This is a genomic window from Pseudomonas sp. fls2-241-R2A-110, from assembly GCF_030209165.1.
Lineage (GTDB): Bacteria > Pseudomonadota > Gammaproteobacteria > Pseudomonadales > Pseudomonadaceae > Aquipseudomonas.
The window spans coordinates 39576-59921 of sequence record NZ_JARVSN010000011.1 but is presented as its reverse complement, the minus strand read 5'-3'; the positions used below and the strand labels follow the sequence as shown (position 1 = coordinate 59921).

Genomic DNA, 20346 nt, shown 5'->3' with positions numbered 1-20346 from the left:
AACATTTATTTTTCTGACACACCGCTATCGCGAGCAGGCTCACTCCTACAGGGGAGCTGCGTTAATCCAGTGGCATCACGGTGACGCGCACTTCCGGATCATGATTCCCGCCGCCCAGAATCACCCCACGTAGTGGCGAAACATCGGAAAAATCCCGTCCCCAAGCCAGGGTGATGTGTTCCAGTGCCGGCTGCACGTTGTTGGTCGGATCGAAATCGACCCAGCCCAGCACCGGGCAAAACACCGACACCCAGGCATGCGACGCGTCAGCGCCGATCAGTCGCGGCTGGCCCGGCGGTGGCTGGGTCAGCAGGTAGCCGCTGATGTAACGCGCCGCCAACCCACGGGAGCGCACACACGCGAGCATCAGGTGAGCAAAGTCCTGGCAAACCCCGCGCCGTCGCTCCAGCACTTCCACAAGCGGTGTCGCCACTTGAGTGGCTTCGGCGTCGAAGGTGAATTCGCTGAAGATTTTTTCCATCAATGCCTGGACGCCCAACAACAAAGGCTGACCCGCCGGGAAGCAACTGTGCGAAAAGTCGACAAAGTTGCTTTTCAAATGCACGTAGGGCGATTCGAACCGGTAACGGCACGCTTCCAGCAACTCAGGCGACAGTGGCTGGCCGCTATAGCTCAGTGCGTTGCGGGTTTCTTCCCACGCTGGGGATTGATTGAAGTCCAGCGTCGGCCGGGCCAATACCTCGACCGTGAGACTCGCGTTGACCAGCAATTCATCGTGCGGCCTCTCGAATGCCAACCGGGTCAGCGGATTGCCGAACACATCCAGCTCATCGCGGCGCGAGGTCGGGTCGGGACTGATCTGCAACTGCCGCTCGGAGCAGCGTTGCCAGGCACAGGCCCGCGGCCACAGGTGCGCCAGTTGCTGGGCCAGGGATACCGGGCTGTCGTAGTGATAATGGGTGTCGTGGAAAATCTGGTAATGGGCGCTCATCAGACGGACACCGTGCGCTGGCTGACATCATCGACGTGGGCGAAATGGCGCAACGCCAAGCGATCCGACACTTGCCCGCTGGCATCGGCGATCTGTTGCAGCAAATCCGCCAGCCCCTCAATGGCGGCGCGAACGCTGGCTTCGCCGAACAACGAGTTCTCCAGGCAGCCCAGGTCGAACTGCGCCAGCCGTTCGACCAATTGCGGCAGCCCGGCTTCGCGCGGCGCGCCAAAGTCATCGTTCAAACGCTTGAGCGTGCGGGTCACCAGTTTCAACTGGAACAGCACCGCGTGAGGGTTTTGCTCATCGAGCAGCAACAGGTCGAGCACCGGAATCAACTGGGCCACGGCCAGATACCGCGAGCGGTAAGTGATGCTGCTGTTGCCCAGTTCCAACAGCCATTCCAGCCCGGCTTGATCAAACGCGCCGGCACCGCGCAGAAACGCCGCCAGGCTGCCACTGAGAAACTGCAGTCGCTCGATCCGCCGGCCAGTCATCAAAAAGCGCCAGCCTTCGTCTCGCGTCATGTCATCCAGGGCGAAACCGGACAACGCCGCGAGGGACATCACCAGGCGGTTGAGGAAATCCAGCAACTCGCCGAAATCCGGCTCTTCGGTTTCCAGCTCCATGGCTTCGCGCTGCAACTCCACCAGCGCCTGCCAGTTTTCCCGTGAGAGTTTGCCTCGCACCTGCGATGCCGCCCACTGCAAACGTTGCAGGTTGGAGCGCAGGCTGAACGGCCAGTCGTCGCCGAGCAACGCGGCCAACAACCGCTCGGGCAACGCGCCCTCTTCCGGCAACAGATTCAGGCGCTCGCCGAGATCGACTGCCGCCTCCAGCGCCTGCGGGTCGTCCCCATCGACATAGCGCGCAAGCATGATCCGCAGCAGTCGGGCGCTGTCATCACAACGTTCGCAATAGCGGCCGAACCAGAAAAGGTTTTCCACCACCCGCGACGGCAGATAGGGATCACGCCGCACCAGATCATGCACGCCGATCGTGCGCTGGGTTTTCCATTGTTCGCCGCTCGGCGGACGATCCCCCAGCACCCACGTATCCTTGCTCGCGCCGCCGCGTTGCATCGACACCACTTCGGCGTCTGCGTCTGCGGCAACCCGAGTCAAACCACCCGGCAATATCCGGTAGCCGTCGCGGCTGGCCACGGCATACATGCGCATGCCGATGGCGCGTGGTTGCAGCTGACCATCCTCGGCCTGCCAGATAGGCGCCTGAGATAACTGCGCCAATTCTTGCGCAACATAGGCATAAGGCCGCGCCTGCATGCGCTCTGCCAACGCCTGGCGCTGTTTTTCACTCAAATCCCGGCCAAATACCGGAGCAAAGCTTTGCGATGGAAAGGCCGGCTTGATCAGCAGCTCGGGCAGTTTTTCCAGGGCCTGAGCCAGCACCGGCGCTTCACCACACCACCACGTCGCGATGGACGGCAAGATCAGTTCTTCGCCGAACAGGAACTGATTGATTCGCGGCAAAAATCCCAGCAACCCTGGCGACTCCAGCACACCGCTGCCGAGAGCATTGGCCACCAGCACGCGCCCCTGTCGCACCGCTTCGAGCAGGCCCGGCACGCCAAGCGCCGAGTCGGTGCGCAGCTCCAGCGGATCGCAGAAATCATCGTCAAGGCGACGCATGATCGCGTGAACCCGACGCAGGCCGCTCAGGGTTTTCAAGTAGACCGTGGCATCGCGCACCGTGAGGTCGCCACCCTCAACCAGGGGATAACCGAGCTGACGCGCCAAATAGAGATGTTCGAAATAGCTTTCGTTGAAACGCCCCGGCGTCAGCAGCACGATCAGCGGCGCCTCATCATCGCTTGGCGCCTGGCGGGCGAGGGTTTCCTGAAGCGTGCGGAAGAACCCGGCCAGATGCTGCACCTTCAAATCGCGATACAACTCGGGAAACGCCCGAGACACGATGGTGCGGTTTTCCAGCGCATAACCGGCACCGGATGGCGCTTGAGTGCGATCTGCCGTGACCCACCAGCGGCCATCAGGCGTGCGCGCCAGATCCACTGCGTACAGATGTAGAAAGGTCCCGTCGGGCGGCGCAATGCCCTGGCAAGGCCAGAGGAAGTTGTTGTGGCCGAATACCAGTTCCGCCGGCAGCAGACCTTCGGCGATCAGCCGTTGCGGACCATAGAGGTCCGCCAGCACAGCATTGAGCAAACGTGCGCGCTGGGCGATCCCGGCCGATAACCGTGCCCACTCATCAGCGGCAATCACATGGGGCAGCAGGTCAAGCTCCCACGGTCGGTCAGCGCCCTTGGGGTCGGCGTAGACGTTGTAGGTCACTCCGTTTTCCTGGATCTGCCGGGTCAACAGCGCCTGACGCTGCACCAATTGCGTTGGCGTGCTGCGTTGCAATTGGTCGAACAGACGGCGCCAGTGCGGGCGCACCGCGCCGCTGTCGTCGAGCAGTTCGTGATAAGTGCCCGCCGTCAGCGGGTAGCGGTCAAGCAGGTCAGGCATGGAAAGCTCGGCAGACAGCGAAGAACGGTCAGACTAACGCAGGCTCATGACACCCGGATAGACGAAAAATCCGGGCGTCGCGTACGGTTTAGAAGCGTCGTAAATCGAGCGTCATCGGCAACTCGTCGTTTATTTCCAGGATCGGTACAGGCAGTTTCCCGGGCGTGTGCCCGATACGGAAAAACCGCGCCATCCGCCGGCTTTCGGCCTCATTGGCGTTCACCGGCAGGCTGTCGTAGTTGCGCCCGCCCGGATGGGCGACGTGGTACTGACAGCCACCCAGCGAACGTTGCATCCAGGTGTCGAGCAGGTCGAACACCAACGGTGCATGAACCGGGATGGTGGGTTGCAGGCAGTTGGCCGGTTGCCACGCGCGAAAACGCACGCCAGCAACAAATTCGCCAACTCGCCCGGTTGGCTGCAAGGGCACCGGGACGCCGTTGCAGGTCAGCATGTAACGCTGCGGCGCAAGGCCAGTGAGTTTGACCTGCAGCCGTTCCAGCGACGAATCCACGTAACGCACCGTGCCGCCGACCGCGCCCTCCTCGCCCAGCACATGCCAAGGCTCCAGCGCCTGGCGCACTTCAAGCTCAATGCCACTGACCGCGTAATCGCCGACCTTGGGAAAGCGAAATTCCAGATGCGCCGCAAACCACTCCGCCCGCACTGGATAACCGGCAGCATTGAGGTCGACGATCACATCAGCGAAATCCTGCTCGATAAAGTGTGGCAACAGGAACCGGTCATGCAGCTCGGTGCCCCAGCGCGCCAGCTTCGGCGGCGCATAAGGCTCACGCCAGAACCGCGCGACCAGCGCCCGCAGCAACAACTGCTGAGCCAGACTCATGCGCGCATGCGGCGGCATTTCAAACGCGCGCAATTCGAGCAGCCCAAGCCGCCCCGTGGCGCCATCCGGCGAATAGAGCTTGTCGATGCAGAACTCGGCGCGGTGCGTGTTGCCGGTCACGTCGATCAGCAAGTTGCGCAGCAACCGGTCGACCAGCCACGGCGCACACGCCTCGCCCGGTTCGGGCATCTGGGCGAAGGCGATTTCCAACTCGTACAACGCATCGTTGCGCGCTTCATCGACACGCGGCGCCTGGGACGTCGGGCCGATGAACAATCCGGAAAACAAGTAGGACAGCGACGGGTGGTTATGCCAGTAACTGATCAGGCTGCGCAGCAGATCCGGACGGCGCAGAAACGGTGAGTCCGCCGGCGTAGCGCCACCCAGCACAAAATGGTTACCGCCGCCGGTGCCGGTGTGTCGCCCGTCGATCATGAATTTCTCGGTGGTCAATCGGGTCTGGCGCGCTTCTTCGTACAGAAACTCGGTGCGCTCGACCAGCTCGTCCCACGTGGCGGACGGTTGCACGTTGACCTCGATTACGCCTGGATCGGGGGTAATGCGGAAGTTGCTCAGGCGCGGATCGCTCGGCGGCTCATAGCCCTCCAGCAATACCGGGCAATGCAGTTCCTGAGCCGTGGCCTCGATGGCGCTGACCAGTTCCAGATAGTCTTCGACCCGCTCCAGAGGCGGCATGAACAGGTACAACCGCCCTTCCCGGGCCTCGGCGCAGAACGCGGTGCGGGTGAGCCAATCAGCTGACTCATCAACCTTCGGCGCCCGCTCAACCGCGTCGGCCGGCACACCCGGGCTGTTCAAATGCATCGTGTCCGGCAGTGCCGCAAATTCCTGGTTAGGATCGGCGGGATGGATGAACGGGTACTCCGCCGCCTTCACCCAAGGCTGCGAGCCCAGCGGCAAGCGATAGCCCAGCGGCGAATCCCCCGGCACCAGCCGGCAATGTTCGTCGCGCAGATACCAGCGACCGCTTTGCCACTGATCGCCCTTGGCGGTACGCGCCAGCGGCAAGACCTGACCGATGACCTTGTCCAGGCCCTGGCTGAAGACTTTGCGCAGGCGCGCACGCTCCAACGGTTCTTCCAGACGTGAGTCTTCGGCGCTGACGTTCATCGGCAAAGTGCCTTCGCGCCAGAGGTAATAGAAATTGTCTTCGTAGGCTGGAAACACGAAGCGCGTGGGAATTTTCAGGCGTTCGGCGACACTCGCCAGAAAACGTCCGGCCAGTTCGCCATCGGCGCCGTAGTCTTCCTGCTCATCGGCGATCAAGGCGCCGTTGTGCCAGATCGGCACGCCATCGCGGCGCCAGTAGCAGTTCAGCGACCAGCGCGGCAATTGTTCGCCGGGGTACCATTTGCCCTGACCGAAATGCACCAGGCCTTGGGGCGCGTAATGCTTGCGCATGCGTTGGAACAGCTCGGCGGACAGGCGTCGCTTGTCCGGCCCCAGCGCTGCGGTGTTCCATTCGGCGCCGTCCGGGTCATCGATGGACACGAAAGTCGGCTCGCCGCCCATGGTCAGGCGCACATCGCCTTCGAGCAGGTCAGCATCGATCTGCCGGCCCAGCGCCTGGATCGCCAGCCACTGGTCTTCGGTATAGGGCTTTGTGACCCGCGGCGCTTCCCAGATCCGTTCCACGGACATTTCGTGGGTGAACTCACACTCGCACGGCTCCACCAAGCCACTGATCGGTGCCGCAGAGCCCGGATCGGGACTGCACGCCAACGGAATGTGTCCTTCCCCGGCAAACAGCCCTGAGGTCGCGTCCAGGCCGATCCAGCCGGCACCGGGCAAATAGACCTCGCACCAGGCGTGCAGGTCGGTGAAATCCACTTCGGTGCCAGAGGGGCCGTCGAGGCTTTTGACGTCGGCCGTCAACTGGATCAGGTAACCGGAGACGAATCGAGCCGCCAGGCCGAGGTTTCGCAGCAGTTGCACCAGCAACCACGCCGAGTCGCGGCACGAGCCCGAGGCGTGCTCAAGGGTGTGCTCTGGCGTTTGCACACCCGGCTCCATGCGGATCAGGTAGCCGATGTCTTCGCTCAAGCGCTGGTTGAGCGCCACGAGGAAATCCACGCTCGGCAGCGGCGTGCGGTCGATGCCGTCCAGATAAGCCTTGAACTTCGGCGTCAGGGGCAAGGTTTCCAGATAGGGCGCCAGTTCCTTGCGCTCATCCGCGGCGTAAGTGAAAGGAATCTTTTCCGCGTAGGGCTCGAGGAAGAAATCGAAGGGATTGAACACCGCCATCTCCGCCAGCAGATCGACTTCGATCCGCAGCTCGGAGGTTTTTTCCGGGAACACCAATCGCGCCAGGTAATTGCCCTGGGGGTCCTGCTGCCAGTTGATGAAGTGCTGCTCGGGCGAGACTTTCAGCGCATAGGAGAGAATCCGCGTGCGACTGTGGGCGGCCGGGCGCAGGCGAACGATCTGCGGACCGAGCTCGACAGCGCGGTCGTAGCGGTAATGCGTGACGTGGTGCAATGCGACATGAATCGACACGGCGTGCCTCCTGCGAGCCTTAAGCGTATTGGAAAGCGCGCAAGACTTATGCCATCCCGTGGCGCTGGCGCTTTCTTCCGTTGCTTGAGGCAGTACAGCACCAAAATCGGGCGATGCGGGAAATTGGTTGGGCGCAGTTGCACGAAAATGTTGCGGCTGAGGGGCTGTCAGACAACATTTGCTGCGGCTGTACCGACCTCTTCGCGGGCAAGCCCGCTCCCACAGTGATCAAGGGATGCCCCAATTCCATGTTCGCATCAGAACCCTGTGGGAGCGGGCTTGCCCGCGAAGGGCCGGTTGCCACAACACAGATTCCGACCCGGCGCCCGATTTCCCCCAACGCAGAAACGCAAAACGCCAACCCGAGGGTTGGCGTTTTGTTCAGCTCAAGCGAGGATTAGCGCGGTACGACCGGCTTACGTGCGGGCTTGGGCCCTTTGCCTTTGGCCGCGTCCTTGCGCTCCTTGGCTGCCTGCTGGTTGCGGGCGAACGCCGCAGCCTTGGCCTGTTCACGCTTGTCCCACGGGTTACCGCCATCGCTGGCGCGTGGCGGCAGGCCGGTGTGTTGGGTCAGGATTTTGGTCGTCTTTTCCCCGGCCACTTTGTGGCTGCCAGCCGGCGTCGAGTTCTTGCGACGGGCGCTCTGGTAGCTGTCGGTCGCCGGCTGATGCAACGGAATCAACTGATTCTTGCCCGGCCCGATCAGGTCGGCGCGGCCCATACGGGTCAGCGCTTCACGCAGCATCGGCCAGCCTTTCGGATCGTGATAGCGCAAGAACGCCTTGTGCAAACGGCGCTGCTCTTCGCTCTTGACGATGGTTACCGCGTCGCTCTTGTACGTCACCTTGCGCAGCGGGTTCTTGCCCGAGTGGTACATCGCGGTGGCGGTGGCCATCGGCGACGGGTAGAACGCCTGCACCTGGTCGGCACGGAAACCGTTGCCCTTGAGCCACAGGGCCAGGTTCATCATGTCTTCGTCGGTGGTGCCCGGGTGGGCAGCGATGAAGTACGGAATCAGGTACTGCTCTTTCCCGGCTTCCTTGGAGTACTTCTCGAACATGCGCTTGAACTTGTCATAGCTGCCGATGCCCGGTTTCATCATCTGGTTGAGCGGACCTTCCTCGGTGTGTTCCGGGGCGATCTTCAGGTAACCACCGACGTGGTGGGTCACCAGCTCCTTGACGTATTCCGGCGACTCGACCGCGAGGTCGTAGCGCAAGCCGGAAGCGATCAGGATCTTCTTCACACCCGGCAGGGCACGGGCGCTGCGATACAGCTGGATCAGCGACGAGTGATCGGTGTTCAAGTTCGGGCAAATCCCCGGGAACACGCACGATGGCTTGCGGCACGCGGATTCGATTTCCGGGCTCTTGCAAGCGATGCGGTACATGTTCGCGGTCGGGCCGCCGAGGTCGGAAATGACGCCGGTAAAGCCTGGGACCTTGTCGCGGATCTCTTCGATTTCGCGAATGATCGACTCTTCGGAGCGGTTCTGGATGATCCGGCCTTCGTGCTCGGTGATCGAGCAGAAGGTGCAGCCGCCGAAGCAGCCACGCATGATGTTCACCGAGAAACGGATCATGTCGTAGGCCGGGATTTTTTCCTTGCCATACGCCGGATGTGGAACGCGGGCATAAGGCATGCCGAACACGTAGTCCATTTCTTCGGTGGTCATCGGAATCGGCGGCGGGTTGAACCAGACGTCGACTTCGCCGTGCTTTTGCACCAGCGCGCGAGCGTTGCCCGGGTTGGTTTCCAGGTGAAGCACGCGGTTGGCGTGAGCATAAAGCACGGCGTCGCCACGGACTTTTTCAACGGATGGCAGACGGATCACGGTCTTGTCGCGAGTCATCTTCGGGCTGGCCAGGATCTGCACGACCTTGGCTTCGCTCGGGTCTTCAACCGGTCCCTTTTCCTGCTCGATGGCGCAGGCTTGGGTATCCTGGGTGTTGACGTACGGGTTGATGATCTTGTCGACCTTGCCCGGACGGTCGATGCGCGTGGAATCGACTTCGTACCAGTCTTTGGGCGTATCGCGACGAATGAACGCGGTGCCGCGCACGTCGGTGATGTCTTCGATCTTGTGACCGTAAGACAGACGCTGGGCGACTTCGACGATCGCGCGTTCGGCGTTGCCGTACAGCAGGATGTCGGCGCAGGCGTCGATCAGGATCGAGTTGCGCACCCGGTCCTGCCAGTAATCGTAGTGGGCGATGCGGCGCAGGGAGGCTTCGATGCCACCGAGAACGATCGGCACGTTCTTGTAGGCTTCCTTGCAGCGCTGGCTGTAAACCAGGCTCGCGCGGTCCGGACGCTTGCCCGCCAGGCCACCGGGGGTGTAGGCGTCGTCGGAACGGATTTTCTTGTCGGCGGTGTAGCGGTTGATCATCGAGTCCATGTTGCCGGCCGCGACGCCGAAGAACAGGTTCGGCTCGCCGAGCTTCATGAAGTCGTCTTTGGACTGCCAGTCTGGCTGGGCAATGATCCCGACGCGAAAGCCTTGCGACTCCAGCAGCCGGCCGATGATCGCCATGCCGAACGACGGATGGTCAACGTACGCATCACCGGTGACGATGATGATGTCGCATGAATCCCAGCCAAGCTGATCCATCTCCTCCCTGCTCATCGGCAGGAATGGCGCGGGACCGAAACATTCGGCCCAGTACTTGGGATAGTCAAATAACGGCTTGGCTGTTTGCATGACGATGACCGGTGTTGAGATGAAAAATCGCGGGCGCGGAATATAGCACAAAAAATAACCAATTCCGACGGCTATGGTCGGAAATAGCGGCGACCCCATCGCGAGCAGGCTCACTCCCACAGGGGAATGCATTCCAAGGTGGGAGTGAGCCTGCTCGCAATGAGGCCTGACCAGACGACGGAGATTATTCGTCGTCGAAGTTATAGCTGCCCGGCGCCAGGTTTTCGAAACGGGTGTACTTGCCGATGAACGCCAGCCGTGACGTACCGATTGGTCCGTTCCGCTGTTTACCGATGATGATTTCAGCAATGCCCTTGTGCTCGGTTTCCGGGTGATACACCTCGTCCCGGTATACGAACATGATCACGTCAGCATCCTGCTCGATCGCTCCGGACTCCCGGAGGTCGGAGTTGATCGGGCGTTTGTTCGGTCGTTGCTCCAGGGAGCGGTTGAGCTGGGACAGCGCCACCACCGGGCAATTGAATTCCTTGGCCAGGGCTTTCAAGGACCGGGAAATCTCGGAAATCTCGTTGGTCCGGTTGTCGCCACCGGAACCTGGAATCTGCATCAATTGCAGGTAGTCGATCATGATCAGGGCGATGTCGCCGTGTTCACGCACCAGACGCCGGGTCCGCGCCCGCATCTCCGAGGGGCTGATACCCGCTGTATCGTCGATGAACAGTTTGCGATCGTTGAGCAGATTGACCGCCGAGGTCAGGCGCGGCCAATCGTCATCGTCCAGGCGACCGGCCCTGACCTTGGTCTGGTCGATACGGCCAAGCGACGACAACATACGCATGATCAGCGATTCGCCTGGCATCTCCAGCGAGTAAACCAGAACGCATTTGTCGCTGCGCAACACGGCGTTTTCCACCAGGTTCATCGCAAAGGTGGTTTTACCCATGGACGGACGGCCGGCGACGATGATCAGGTCGGACGGCTGCAGGCCGCTGGTCATCTCGTCGAGGTCGGTGTAACCGGTGGACAGGCCGGTAATGGCGTTGTCGGTGTTGAACAAGGTGTCGATGCGGTCGATAGCCTTGGTCAGCAGGTCATTCACGCTCACCGGGCCGCCGGTTTTTGGCCGGGCCTCGGCAATCTGGAAGATCTGCCGTTCGGCTTCATCGAGAATCTCTTCAGCCGTGCGGCCTTCAGGGTTGAAGGCGCTGTCGGCAATCTCGCTGGCAATGCCGATCAGTTGCCGCAAGGTCGCTCGCGCACGAACAATCTGCGCATAGGCCTTGATGTTGGCGACGGACGGCGTGTTTTTCGCCAACTCACCCAGGTAACCGAGACCACCGACTTGCGAGGTCTGACCTTCCTTGTCCAATTGCTCGGCAAGGGTCACGACGTCGATCGGCGAGTTCTGATCGGCCAGTTTGGCGATCGCCCGGAAGATCAAACGGTGGTCATGTCGATAGAAATCGCCATCCGAAACCTGATCCAGCACGCGTTCCCAGGCGTTGTTGTCCAGCATCAGACCACCGAGCACGGCCTGTTCGGCCTCGATGGAATGCGGCGGCACCTTCAGGGCAGCGGTTTGCAGATCGTATTGCTCGGGTGCGGAGATATCGTTCATGGCCACTTGAATAGTTGTGTAAATCAGGAACTGCAGAAAGACAAAGGGCACGACCTGTAAACAGGATCGTGCCCGATGTTACCGGCAAGCACCCGAGGGTGCCAGCCGACAAGTGCTGCTTAAGCTGCTACCACGACAACGCGTACGGTGGCTTCAACTTCGGCGTGCAGGTGCACGGCTACGTCGAATTCGCCTACGTTGCGGATGGTGCCGTTCGGCAGACGAACTTCGCTTTTTGCAACTTCAACGCCAGAGGCGGTCAGTGCATCAGCGATGTCGTGAGTACCGATCGAACCGAACAGCTTGCCTTCGTCACCAGCGGTGGCAGTGATAGTCACTTCCAGCTCAGCCAGTTGGGCGGCACGGCTTTCAGCCGAAATCTTACGGTCTGCTGCAGCTTTTTCCAGCTCAGCGCGACGCTCTTCGAACGCAGCCAGGTTGGCAGCGGTCGCAGCGGTAGCTTTGCCGTAAGGCAGCAGGTAGTTACGACCGTAACCAGCCTTGACGTTTACTTTGTCACCCAGGTTGCCCAGGTTGGTGACTTTTTCCAGAAGGATCAGTTGCATGTGAAAATCCTCTTAACTTTTAACCTTCACCGTTCGCGCTATCGGCGTCTTTCGGCGCCGAACGACCGCGAAAATCAATCAGGCTGTCGACGATGGCCAAGACCACCAGCAACGGATAGATCAGCTGCATGAACAGCAACAGCGTGACGTACAACCCCACCAGCCAGAACCTGGCCAGTCGCTTCTTCGCCACCAGCCCGTGAATCAGGGCCAGCCCGGCGAACACCAGCGGAACACTGCACAACGGTGTCAACATCGCCATCTGCGGACCGATGTTCGGCCCCAGAAGCATCAACACCAGCATTGCAATCGCCGGTCCCAGCGGGAATCGGATGGCGCGAAACTCGCGACCAAAACCACCCGGGTTGTACAACAACGCCTGCCAGTAGCGCCCGACAATCAGGCTCAGCACACTGACGATTTGCAACAAGGCCGCAATCAAGCCGGTCAGGACCGGTGCAATCAGGGACGCAAAATGCGCTTGCTCGTCTACCGACAACTTCTGGTAGACATCACCGAGTAGCGACGGCATGACCTTTATCAAGGCCTGCGCCAGCATCTCGATCTGGGGCGCAAAAGCCGCCCCCAGCACCACCGAAAACACCGTTCCCACTGCTACGCTGACCAGCAGCACGCGGACCCAGGACTCGCTTGCGCGCAAAACCAACGCAAGACTCGAAGACCCCAGCAGCACCAGAAGTGCCCGTGGGTCGTCGGAGTAAAGCCACCAGACCAATGCCGGCAGCAATCCCAGAGCAAGTACGCCAATGGCGTCCTTCAATCCGCGCCGCAAGAGCACGAGGCATCCAGCGGCAGCACCCAACCAATACAACAACGGCAATGTTGCGCATCCGGCCACTACGAGAGTGGCCTGCATACGGCCGCGCATGATGAACTCAGCTAAGGCACGCATGCTTTCAATCCTTTGCTACGTGTCGACTGCCCGGTCTCAGCGGCCGTGGCTGTCGGTGTAGGCCAGCAGGGCCAGGAAGCGGGCGCGCTTGATAGCGGTGGCCAGCTGACGCTGATAACGTGCTTTGGTACCGGTGATGCGGCTTGGAACGATTTTGCCGGTCTCGGATACATAAGCTTTCAGAGTGTTGAGATCTTTGTAATCGATCTCTTTCACGTCTTCAGCGGTGAAGCGGCAGAATTTACGACGACGGAAGAAACGTGCCATTTGATAGGCTCCTTAAAAGGTCCGTGGATTACTCGTCAGCGTTATCGCTGTTGTCGCTGTCATCACTATCAGCGCTTTCAGCGCCTTCGTGCTCAGGACGGTCGCGACGCTCACGGCGCTCACTGCGGTTTTCTTCAGCCTTGAGCATCTCGGATTGGCCGGTAACGGCTTCTTCGCGACGGATGACCAGGTTACGGATCACTGCATCGTTGTAGCGGAAGTTGTCTTCCAGCTCGGCCAGAGCCTTGCCAGTGCATTCAACGTTCAGCATCACGTAGTGAGCCTTGTGAACATTGTTGATTGCGTAGGCCAGTTGACGACGGCCCCAATCTTCCAGACGGTGGATTTTGCCGCCGTCTTCTTCGATCAGCTTGGTGTAACGCTCAACCATGCCGCCGACTTGCTCGCTTTGATCCGGGTGGACCAAAAAGATGATTTCGTAATGACGCATGAATGCTCCTTACGGGTTGTAGCCTGCCGCTCAAAAGCGGTCAGACAAGGAGTGAATGACACTAATGGACTTGCTTGCGATAGACACATGCGTGCCTGCCGTCACAGCAAGGGGCGCAATTGTAGAGAAGGGACAGGAGAGGTGCAAGGCAATTGGTGATTATTTGAACAGTTCGTTCAACCACCTGTTTTCGCCTCGGCACAAACCACTGTGGGAGCGAGCCTGCCCGCGACTGCGGCGCAACATCCAACATTGATGCTGAATGTCACTCCGCTTATCGCGAGCAGACTCGCTCCCACAGGGATTACCAAAGGCTCAGGACTTTTTGGTGGTCCCGGCTGCTTTCACGCTACGCTGGCGTTGCGCTTCGAACAGGCAAACGCCAGTCGCCACGGATACGTTGAGACTGCTGACGCTGCCAGTCATCGGCAAGTGCACCAGGTAGTCGCAAAGATCGCGAGTCAGGCGACGCATGCCGCTGCCTTCCGCCCCCATGATCAGGATGGTCGGGCCGGTCATGTCTTGCTGATACAGACTTTGCTCAGCCTCGCCCGCCGTACCCACAACCCACAAGCCGCGCTGCTTGAGCTTTTCCAGGGTGCGCGCCAGGTTAGTCACGGCAACCAACGGAATCACTTCCGCCGCACCGCAGGCGACTTTTCGCACCGTCGGGGTCAGCGTGGCCGACTTGTCTTTCGGAACGATCACCGCCAGAGCGCCGGCCGCATCGGCAGAACGCAGGCAAGCGCCAAGGTTGTGCGGATCGGTCACACCGTCGAGCACCAACAGCAGTGGCGCGCCTTCGGTGCGATCGAGCAGCTCATCGAGCATCGCTTCGCCCCAGACCTGGCTCGGACTCACGTCCGCCACCACGCCCTGGTGCACGCCTTCAACCCAGGCATCCAGTTCACGGCGCTCGGCGTTGCCGACCGCTACGCGATTTTCCGCCGCCAGTTGAATCAGGGTCTGCACACGCGGATCACTGCGGCCTTCAGCCAGCCAGATCTGCTTGACGCGTTTCGGGTGGTGACGCAGCAATGCTTCTACCGCATGCACGCCGTAGATTTTTTCCAACTGACTCATGACTTGGCCTTAGGTTTACGCGCCCCGCCGCTTTTGGCTGGGGCTGAACCCGCTTTCGGCGGGCCTTTACGGTGTTTGCTCGGTTTGCTGCCGGAAGCCTTGTCAGGCGCCGACCGTCCGGTCTTTCCCCCAGACGCCGCTTTACCGCCGCTTTTCGCTTCAGACAGCAACGCCTGTTTCAGTTCACGGCTTTTACGCAGTTCGGCATTTTTTGCCGCAGCATCGCTCGGGCGATACGCCTCGACAGCCTTTTCCTTCGCAGGACGACGACCGGTTTTCTCCGGAGCCGGCTCTGCAGCGGTTTTAGCAGCAGTCTTGGCGGCTGGCTCACTCTTTTCAGTACCGCGCTTCTTGCGGCCGATCGGCGCGCTGATGGTTTTTTCAGCCATCTCGAAGTCGATCTTGCGCTCGTCGAGGTCAACCCGCATGACGCGCACTTCAACGGTATCGCCAAGGCGGAAGCTGCGACCGGTACGCTCACCGGCGAGGCGGTGGTGCACAGGATCGAAGTGGTAGTAATCACCCGGCAGCGCGGTGACATGCACCAGGCCTTCGACGTAGATGTCGGTCAGCTCGACGAACAGGCCAAAACCGGTCACGGCGGTGATCACACCCGGGAACGACTCGCCAACACGATCTTTCATGAACTCGCACTTGAGCCAGTTCACAACGTCGCGGGTCGCTTCGTCGGCACGGCGCTCGCTCATCGAGCATTGCTCGCCGAGCTGCTCCAGCGCTGCTTCGTCGTACGGATAAATGCGCGCTTTCGGAATGGTCATCGCGCCGGCACGGCGAACGTGCGGCGTGTCCTGCTTCGAATGGATAACGCTGCGGATCGCCCGGTGCGTGAGCAAGTCCGGGTAGCGGCGGATCGGCGAGGTGAAGTGGGTATAGGCTTCATAATTCAGGCCGAAGTGGCCCTGGTTATCGGCGCTGTACACCGCCTGGCTCAACGAACGCAGCATGACGGTCTGGATCAGATGGAAATCCGGACGATCCTTGATGCTTGCCAGCAAAGCCTGGTAATCCTTCGGCGACGGGCCGTCCTTGCCTTTGTGCAGGGACAGGCCGAGCTCGCCAAGGAAGGCGCGCAGTTTTTCCAGACGCTCCGGTGGCGGACCGTCGTGGACGCGATACAGCGCAGGGATTTCGTGTTTTTTCAGGAATTCGGCGGTGGCCACGTTGGCCGCCAGCATGCATTCCTCGATCAGCTTGTGCGCATCGTTGCGAACGGTCGGACGGATTTCGGCAATCTTGCGCTCGGTCCCGAAGATAATCCGGGTTTCCTGGGTTTCGAAATCGATCGCGCCACGCACGTGACGAGCGGCCAACAGCACTTTGTACAGTGCGTAAAGCTGCTTGAGATGCGGCAGGACGTCGGTGTACTCGCCACGAAGCTGACGCGCTTCGGTGAGTTTCGGCGTTTCCAGCATCGCGCTGACTTTGTTATAGGTCAGGCGGGCGTGGGAGTGAATCACCGCTTCGTAGAAGCAGTAGTCGGTCATCTCGCCGGATTTGGAGATGGTCATCTCGCAAACCATGGCCAGGCGATCAACGTGCGGGTTCAGCGAGCACAGACCGTTGGACAGCTGCTCAGGCAGCATCGGCACCACGCGCTCGGGGAAGTACACCGAGTTGCCGCGAACCTGGGATTCGTTGTCCAGGGCCGAACCGATCTTCACGTAGCTGGAGACGTCGGCAATCGCCACGTACAACTTCCAGCCACCGGAGAACAGGCGCAGCTTGCCCGGTTTGGCTTCGCAGTACACCGCGTCATCGAAGTCGCGAGCATCTTCACCGTCGATGGTCACGAACGGCAGATGACGCAAGTCGATGCGCTTCTCTTTGTCTTTCTCTTCGACTTCCGGCTTGAGCTTGGCGGCTTCTTTGAGCACAGCCTCAGGCCAGACGTGAGGAATATCGTAAGTGCGCAGGGCGATGTCGATTTCCATGCCCGGTGCCATGTAGTTGCCCACGACTTCAACCACGTCGCCTTGCGGCTGGAAGCGTGGCGTCGGCCAGTGAGTGATCTTCACTTCGACGAACTGACCGATCTGCGCATTGGCGTTACGGCCCGGAGTGACCAGCACTTCTTGCTGGATCTTCGGGTTATCCGCCACAACGAAACCGATACCGCCCTCTTCGAAGTAGCGACCGACGATGCTCTCGTGGGCACGGGACACCACTTCGACGATCATGCCTTCACGGCGACCGCGACGGTCGAGACCGGAGACGCGGGCCAGGGCACGGTCGCCGTCGAACACCAGACGCATTTGCGCCGGGCTCATGAACAGGTCGTCACTGCCGTCGTCCGGGACCAGGAAGCCGAAGCCGTCACGGTGACCGCTGATGCGGCCAAGGATCAGGTCGAGCTTGTCCACCGGCGCGTACGTGCCGCGACGGGTATAGATGAGTTGAGCATCGCGCTCCATGGCGCGCAGGCGGCGACGCAGGGCTTCGATCTGGTCTTCTGTGGTCAGACCAAACTCTTCGACCAGCTGCTCGCGGTTAGCAGGCGAACCCCGATCAGCAAGGTGCTGAAGGATCAGTTCGCGGCTAGGAATAGGGTTGTCATATTTTTCCGCTTCACGAGCGGCCTCGGGATCGAGGGACTGCCAATCGGCCATTAGAGAGTTTTCACCTTGTCTATATGCGGGTTAGTTTGGCATAGGCGTAATGAAACGGGAAATTTCAGGCTGTGACAGCCCATCTAAAGCACTTTATCGACAACCCAATGATGATTTGAATGCCACTGGTAACATTTTTCAGGTTTTTTTAATTTCAGGGGTTTACAGTTAAAAAGACGCTCCGTATAGTGCGCGCCATCGACGACGCACTAGCGCTGCCGATACTGCCCAGATGGTGAAATTGGTAGACACGCCAGCTTCAGGTGCTGGTGACCGCAAGGTCGTGGAAGTTCGAGTCTTCTTCTGGGCACCAATTTCGAGCTTGAGATTAGATCAATTTCAAGGCTCGCACAAAAACCCGCGAAAGCGGGTTTTTTGCATTCTAAACATCTGATTTATTAAATCTAAATCAGGGGTTTACAGATCAAAACGCTCTCCGTATAGTGCGCCACATCAACAGCGGCAACGCTGAAGATCATGCCCAGATGGTGAAATTGGTAGACACGCCAGCTTCAGGTGCTGGTGACCGCAAGGTCGTGGAAGTTCGAGTCTTCTTCTGGGCACCAATTCAAATTTCAGAGTCGATCTGGAATTGCACAAAAACCCGCTAAAGCGGGTTTTTGCGTTTCCGGGCGTTGAAAAGTTATAGCGCACCGCTCTAACAACGCCTCGACAGCCCGGCAAGGCGTACTTGAGAAGCAATATCGTTTATCATTGTTGCAAGTTTTTGCAATGCGACAGTGAGGAACCCTGCGAATGATGTTTCGAAATACCCTGCGCCGCGGCCTGACCTTCACCCTGCTCAGCCTGGCCCTCGCCACTCCCCTCACCCAGGCTGCTGATCCAGTTTCGCTGACACTCTATAACGGTCAACACAAAGAAGTTGGCGATGCCGTCGCCAAAGCCTTCGAAGCCAAGACCGGCATTCACGTCAACGTGCGCAAAGGCAGCAGCAACCAGCTGGCCAGCCAGGTCGTCGAAGAAGGCGATCGCTCCCCCGCCGATGTGATCTACACCGAAGAATCGCCTCCGCTGAACAAGCTTGGCGAACAAGGCCTGTTGGCGCAAACCGATGCCGCCACCCTTGCCGTCCTGCCCAAAGACTACGTCGCCGGCAACGGCACCTGGATCGGCATCACCGCCCGGGTCCGCGTGGTTGCCTTCAACCCTAAACTGATCGACGAAAAAGACCTGCCCAAGTCGGTGATGGAGTTCTCCGATCCGAAATGGCAAGGCAAGGTCGGCTTCGTGCCGAGCAGTGGCGCGCTCCAGGAACAGGCCGTGGCAATCATCAAAGTACACGGCATGGATGCCGCCGAAGAATGGCTGACCGGCCTGCGCGCGTTCGGCAAGACCTACAGCAACAACATGGTCGCCCTCAAAGCCGTGGAAAACGGCGAAATCGCCACCGTTCTGGTGAACAACTACTACTGGTTCGCCCTGCAACGCGAAAAAGGCCAGCTCGATTCGAAATTGCATTACTTCACCGGCGGCGACGTCGGCGGGCTGATCACCGTTTCCAGCGCTGCCGTGCTGAAATCGACCAAACATCCAAAAGAAGCCCAGCAACTCCTTGCCTACATGGCCAGCGAAGAAGGTCAGCGCGTGATCACCCAGACCACCGCTGAATACCCGCTGCACAAAGGCATGGCATCGGATCGCGGCCTCAAGCCGTTCAGCGAACTGCAAGCACCAAAAGTCACCCCAGCCGACCTTGGCAACGCCGAAGAAGCCCTGGACCTGGAACGTGACGTTGGCTTGAACTGATGTGCGCATCGCTATCCGCCCCCGCCGACAGCGGGGGTTACGTGCCACGGCGCAAGCGGCCATCGATCTGGCTGCTGCTACCGGTGTTGCTGTTGGTCGTACTCAGCCTGCTGCCGCTGGCCTATGTCGGGCTCAAAACCTGGCAAGCCGGCTGGGCCGAAGCGCTGCACCTGCTATGGCGGCCGTATGTGTTTGGACTGCTGCGCAATACGCTGGCACTGATGGTCGGTGTAACCGTTGCCTGCGGCGTGATCGGGCTGTCGCTGGCCTGGTTGCTGGAACGCAGCAACCTACCGGGGCGCCGACTGTGGGGCGTGATTCTGTGCTTGCCGTTCGCCGTACCGGCGTTTGTCAGCAGTTTCACCTGGGTCTCACTGAGCGCTCACTTCGAAGGCTTGGGCGGGGCGATCCTGGTGATGACCCTGTCCAAGTACCCGCTGATTTTTCTGCCGGTCGCGGCAACACTGCGCAATCTCGATCCTTCGCTTGAGGAATCCGCCCGGACCCTTGGACAGAATCGCTGGGGTGTGTTTTTCAAAATCACCTTGCCGCTGCTGTGGCCGTCTTTACTGGCCGGCTCGCTGCTGATCGCTTTGCACATGCTGGTGGAGTTCGGCGCGCTTTCCATCATCGGCCTGCAAACCTTCACGACAGCGATCTATCAGCAGTTCGAACTGGAATTCAGTAACGCCAATGCAGCAATGCTTTCTGCGGTGTTGCTGGCGCTGTGCCTGATGCTGTTGTGGCTCGAATTACGGGTTCGCGGCAAGGGCCGGCATGTGCGCACCGGCCAGGGCGCTGCTCGACGCGCGGAGCAGGTTCGGCTGGGGTCTTGGTCGGCGCTTGGCCAGGTTTATTGCCTGGCGCTGGCGGTCATCGGCAGCGGCATTCCGCTGGGCATGTTGGCGTACTGGCTGGCAGTGGGATCCTCTGCCGCATTCCCCGTGGCGGCGATCAGCGAAGCGTTATTGTCGTCGCTGGCACTTTCCCTCGGTGGCGCAGCAGTGTGCCTGGTACTGGCGGTGCCGGTTGGGCTGTTGGTGGTGCGCCATAAAGGGCAACTGGCAATCTGGGCCGAACGCTTGCCGTATCTGCTGCATGCGCTGCCAGGACTGGTGATTGCACTGACGCTGGTGTACTTCGCCCTGCACTATGTGCCGGCGCTGTATCAGACTTCGGCATTGCTGCTGATTGCTTATGCGCTGCTGTTCCTGCCACTGGCTCAGGCACCGATTCGTACGGCACTGAACAAAGCCGCACCGCAATTGGAAGAAGCCGCTCGCACGCTGGGGGCGTCATCATTCAGTGCGTTTTGCCGAGTGACGCTGCCAATCATTTTTCCGGCCTTGGGCGCGGCGTTTGCGTTGGTCTTTCTGGATGCAATGAAGGAGCTGACGGCGACGCTGCTGCTGAGTCCGACCGGGCTTAATACGCTGGCTACTGAAGTGTGGGCGCATACTGCGAACGTGGAGTTTGCGGCGGCGGCGCCTTATGCGGCGTTGTTGATTTTGGTGTCGGGATTACCGGTCTATTTGCTTACGACCCGGATGTATCTGAGCCGCTGAGATCGCTATCGCGAGCAAGCTCGCT

13 protein-coding genes and 2 tRNA genes are annotated in these 20346 nt (G+C 60.2%); 4 read left to right on the top strand and 11 right to left on the bottom strand.

What is annotated here, in order from left to right:
* Positions 1-61 precede the first annotated feature (61 nt).
* From QRN31_RS10215 to rnr, 11 genes are all read right to left on the bottom strand, one after another.
* Entirely contained in the window at positions 62-952 is an 891-nt protein-coding gene (locus tag QRN31_RS10215) for a transglutaminase family protein (RefSeq protein ID WP_285431804.1), read from the bottom strand.
* Positions 952-3438, bottom strand: coding sequence for a circularly permuted type 2 ATP-grasp protein (locus tag QRN31_RS10210; protein WP_285431803.1), 2487 nt, complete (start codon positions 3436-3438; stop codon positions 952-954). Before QRN31_RS10210 ends, QRN31_RS10215 begins: the two co-directional genes overlap by 1 nt.
* Positions 3439-3526: 88 nt before the next feature.
* Entirely contained in the window at positions 3527-6802 is a 3276-nt protein-coding gene (locus QRN31_RS10205; RefSeq protein WP_285431802.1) for a transglutaminase family protein, read from the bottom strand.
* Positions 6803-7199: 397 nt separating this feature from the next.
* On the bottom strand, positions 7200-9503 hold the full coding sequence (locus QRN31_RS10200) for a YgiQ family radical SAM protein (protein WP_285431801.1): 2304 nt from the start codon (positions 9501-9503) through the stop codon (positions 7200-7202).
* Positions 9504-9687: 184 nt separating this feature from the next.
* Positions 9688-11082 carry a replicative DNA helicase gene (gene dnaB, locus QRN31_RS10195; RefSeq protein WP_285431800.1) on the bottom strand — a complete coding sequence of 465 codons (1395 nt, stop codon included), beginning with the start codon at positions 11080-11082 and terminating at the stop codon, positions 9688-9690.
* Between the two features lie 119 nt (positions 11083-11201).
* Complete coding sequence (gene rplI, locus QRN31_RS10190; protein ID WP_033055552.1) at positions 11202-11648, bottom strand: 50S ribosomal protein L9; 447 nt, start codon at positions 11646-11648, stop codon at positions 11202-11204.
* A 19-nt stretch (positions 11649-11667) separates the two neighbouring features.
* On the bottom strand, positions 11668-12561 hold the full coding sequence (locus tag QRN31_RS10185) for a YybS family protein (protein ID WP_090176231.1): 894 nt from the start codon (positions 12559-12561) through the stop codon (positions 11668-11670).
* Positions 12562-12597: 36 nt separating this feature from the next.
* Positions 12598-12828: a 30S ribosomal protein S18 gene (rpsR, locus tag QRN31_RS10180; RefSeq protein ID WP_002551829.1), complete on the bottom strand. Its 231-nt coding sequence runs from the start codon at positions 12826-12828 to the stop codon at positions 12598-12600.
* Between the two features lie 28 nt (positions 12829-12856).
* Positions 12857-13279: a 30S ribosomal protein S6 gene (gene rpsF / locus QRN31_RS10175; RefSeq protein WP_003217491.1), complete on the bottom strand. Its 423-nt coding sequence runs from the start codon at positions 13277-13279 to the stop codon at positions 12857-12859.
* A 315-nt stretch (positions 13280-13594) separates the two neighbouring features.
* The gene (rlmB, locus tag QRN31_RS10170; protein WP_285431797.1) at positions 13595-14362 is read right to left on the bottom strand and encodes a 23S rRNA (guanosine(2251)-2'-O)-methyltransferase RlmB; all 768 of its coding nucleotides are present in this window, start codon (positions 14360-14362) and stop codon (positions 13595-13597) included.
* Positions 14359-16989, bottom strand: a complete 2631-nt coding sequence (rnr, locus tag QRN31_RS10165) for a ribonuclease R (RefSeq protein ID WP_285431795.1) — start codon at positions 16987-16989, stop codon at positions 14359-14361. The genes rlmB and rnr overlap by 4 nt, the downstream gene beginning before the upstream one ends.
* A 226-nt stretch (positions 16990-17215) precedes the next feature.
* Here rnr and QRN31_RS10160 point away from each other — a divergent pair.
* From QRN31_RS10160 to QRN31_RS10145, 4 genes are all read left to right on the top strand, one after another.
* A tRNA-Leu gene (locus tag QRN31_RS10160) sits at positions 17216-17302 on the top strand.
* A 166-nt stretch (positions 17303-17468) separates the two neighbouring features.
* Positions 17469-17555: transfer RNA gene (locus QRN31_RS10155), tRNA-Leu, on the top strand.
* 190 nt (positions 17556-17745) lie between these two features.
* Positions 17746-18756 (top strand): extracellular solute-binding protein, encoded by a 1011-nt coding sequence (locus QRN31_RS10150; protein ID WP_285431794.1) that lies wholly within the window; start codon positions 17746-17748, stop codon positions 18754-18756.
* On the top strand, positions 18756-20321 hold the full coding sequence (locus tag QRN31_RS10145) for an ABC transporter permease (protein ID WP_285431793.1): 1566 nt from the start codon (positions 18756-18758) through the stop codon (positions 20319-20321). The genes QRN31_RS10150 and QRN31_RS10145 overlap by 1 nt, the downstream gene beginning before the upstream one ends.
* Positions 20322-20346 lie beyond the last annotated feature (25 nt).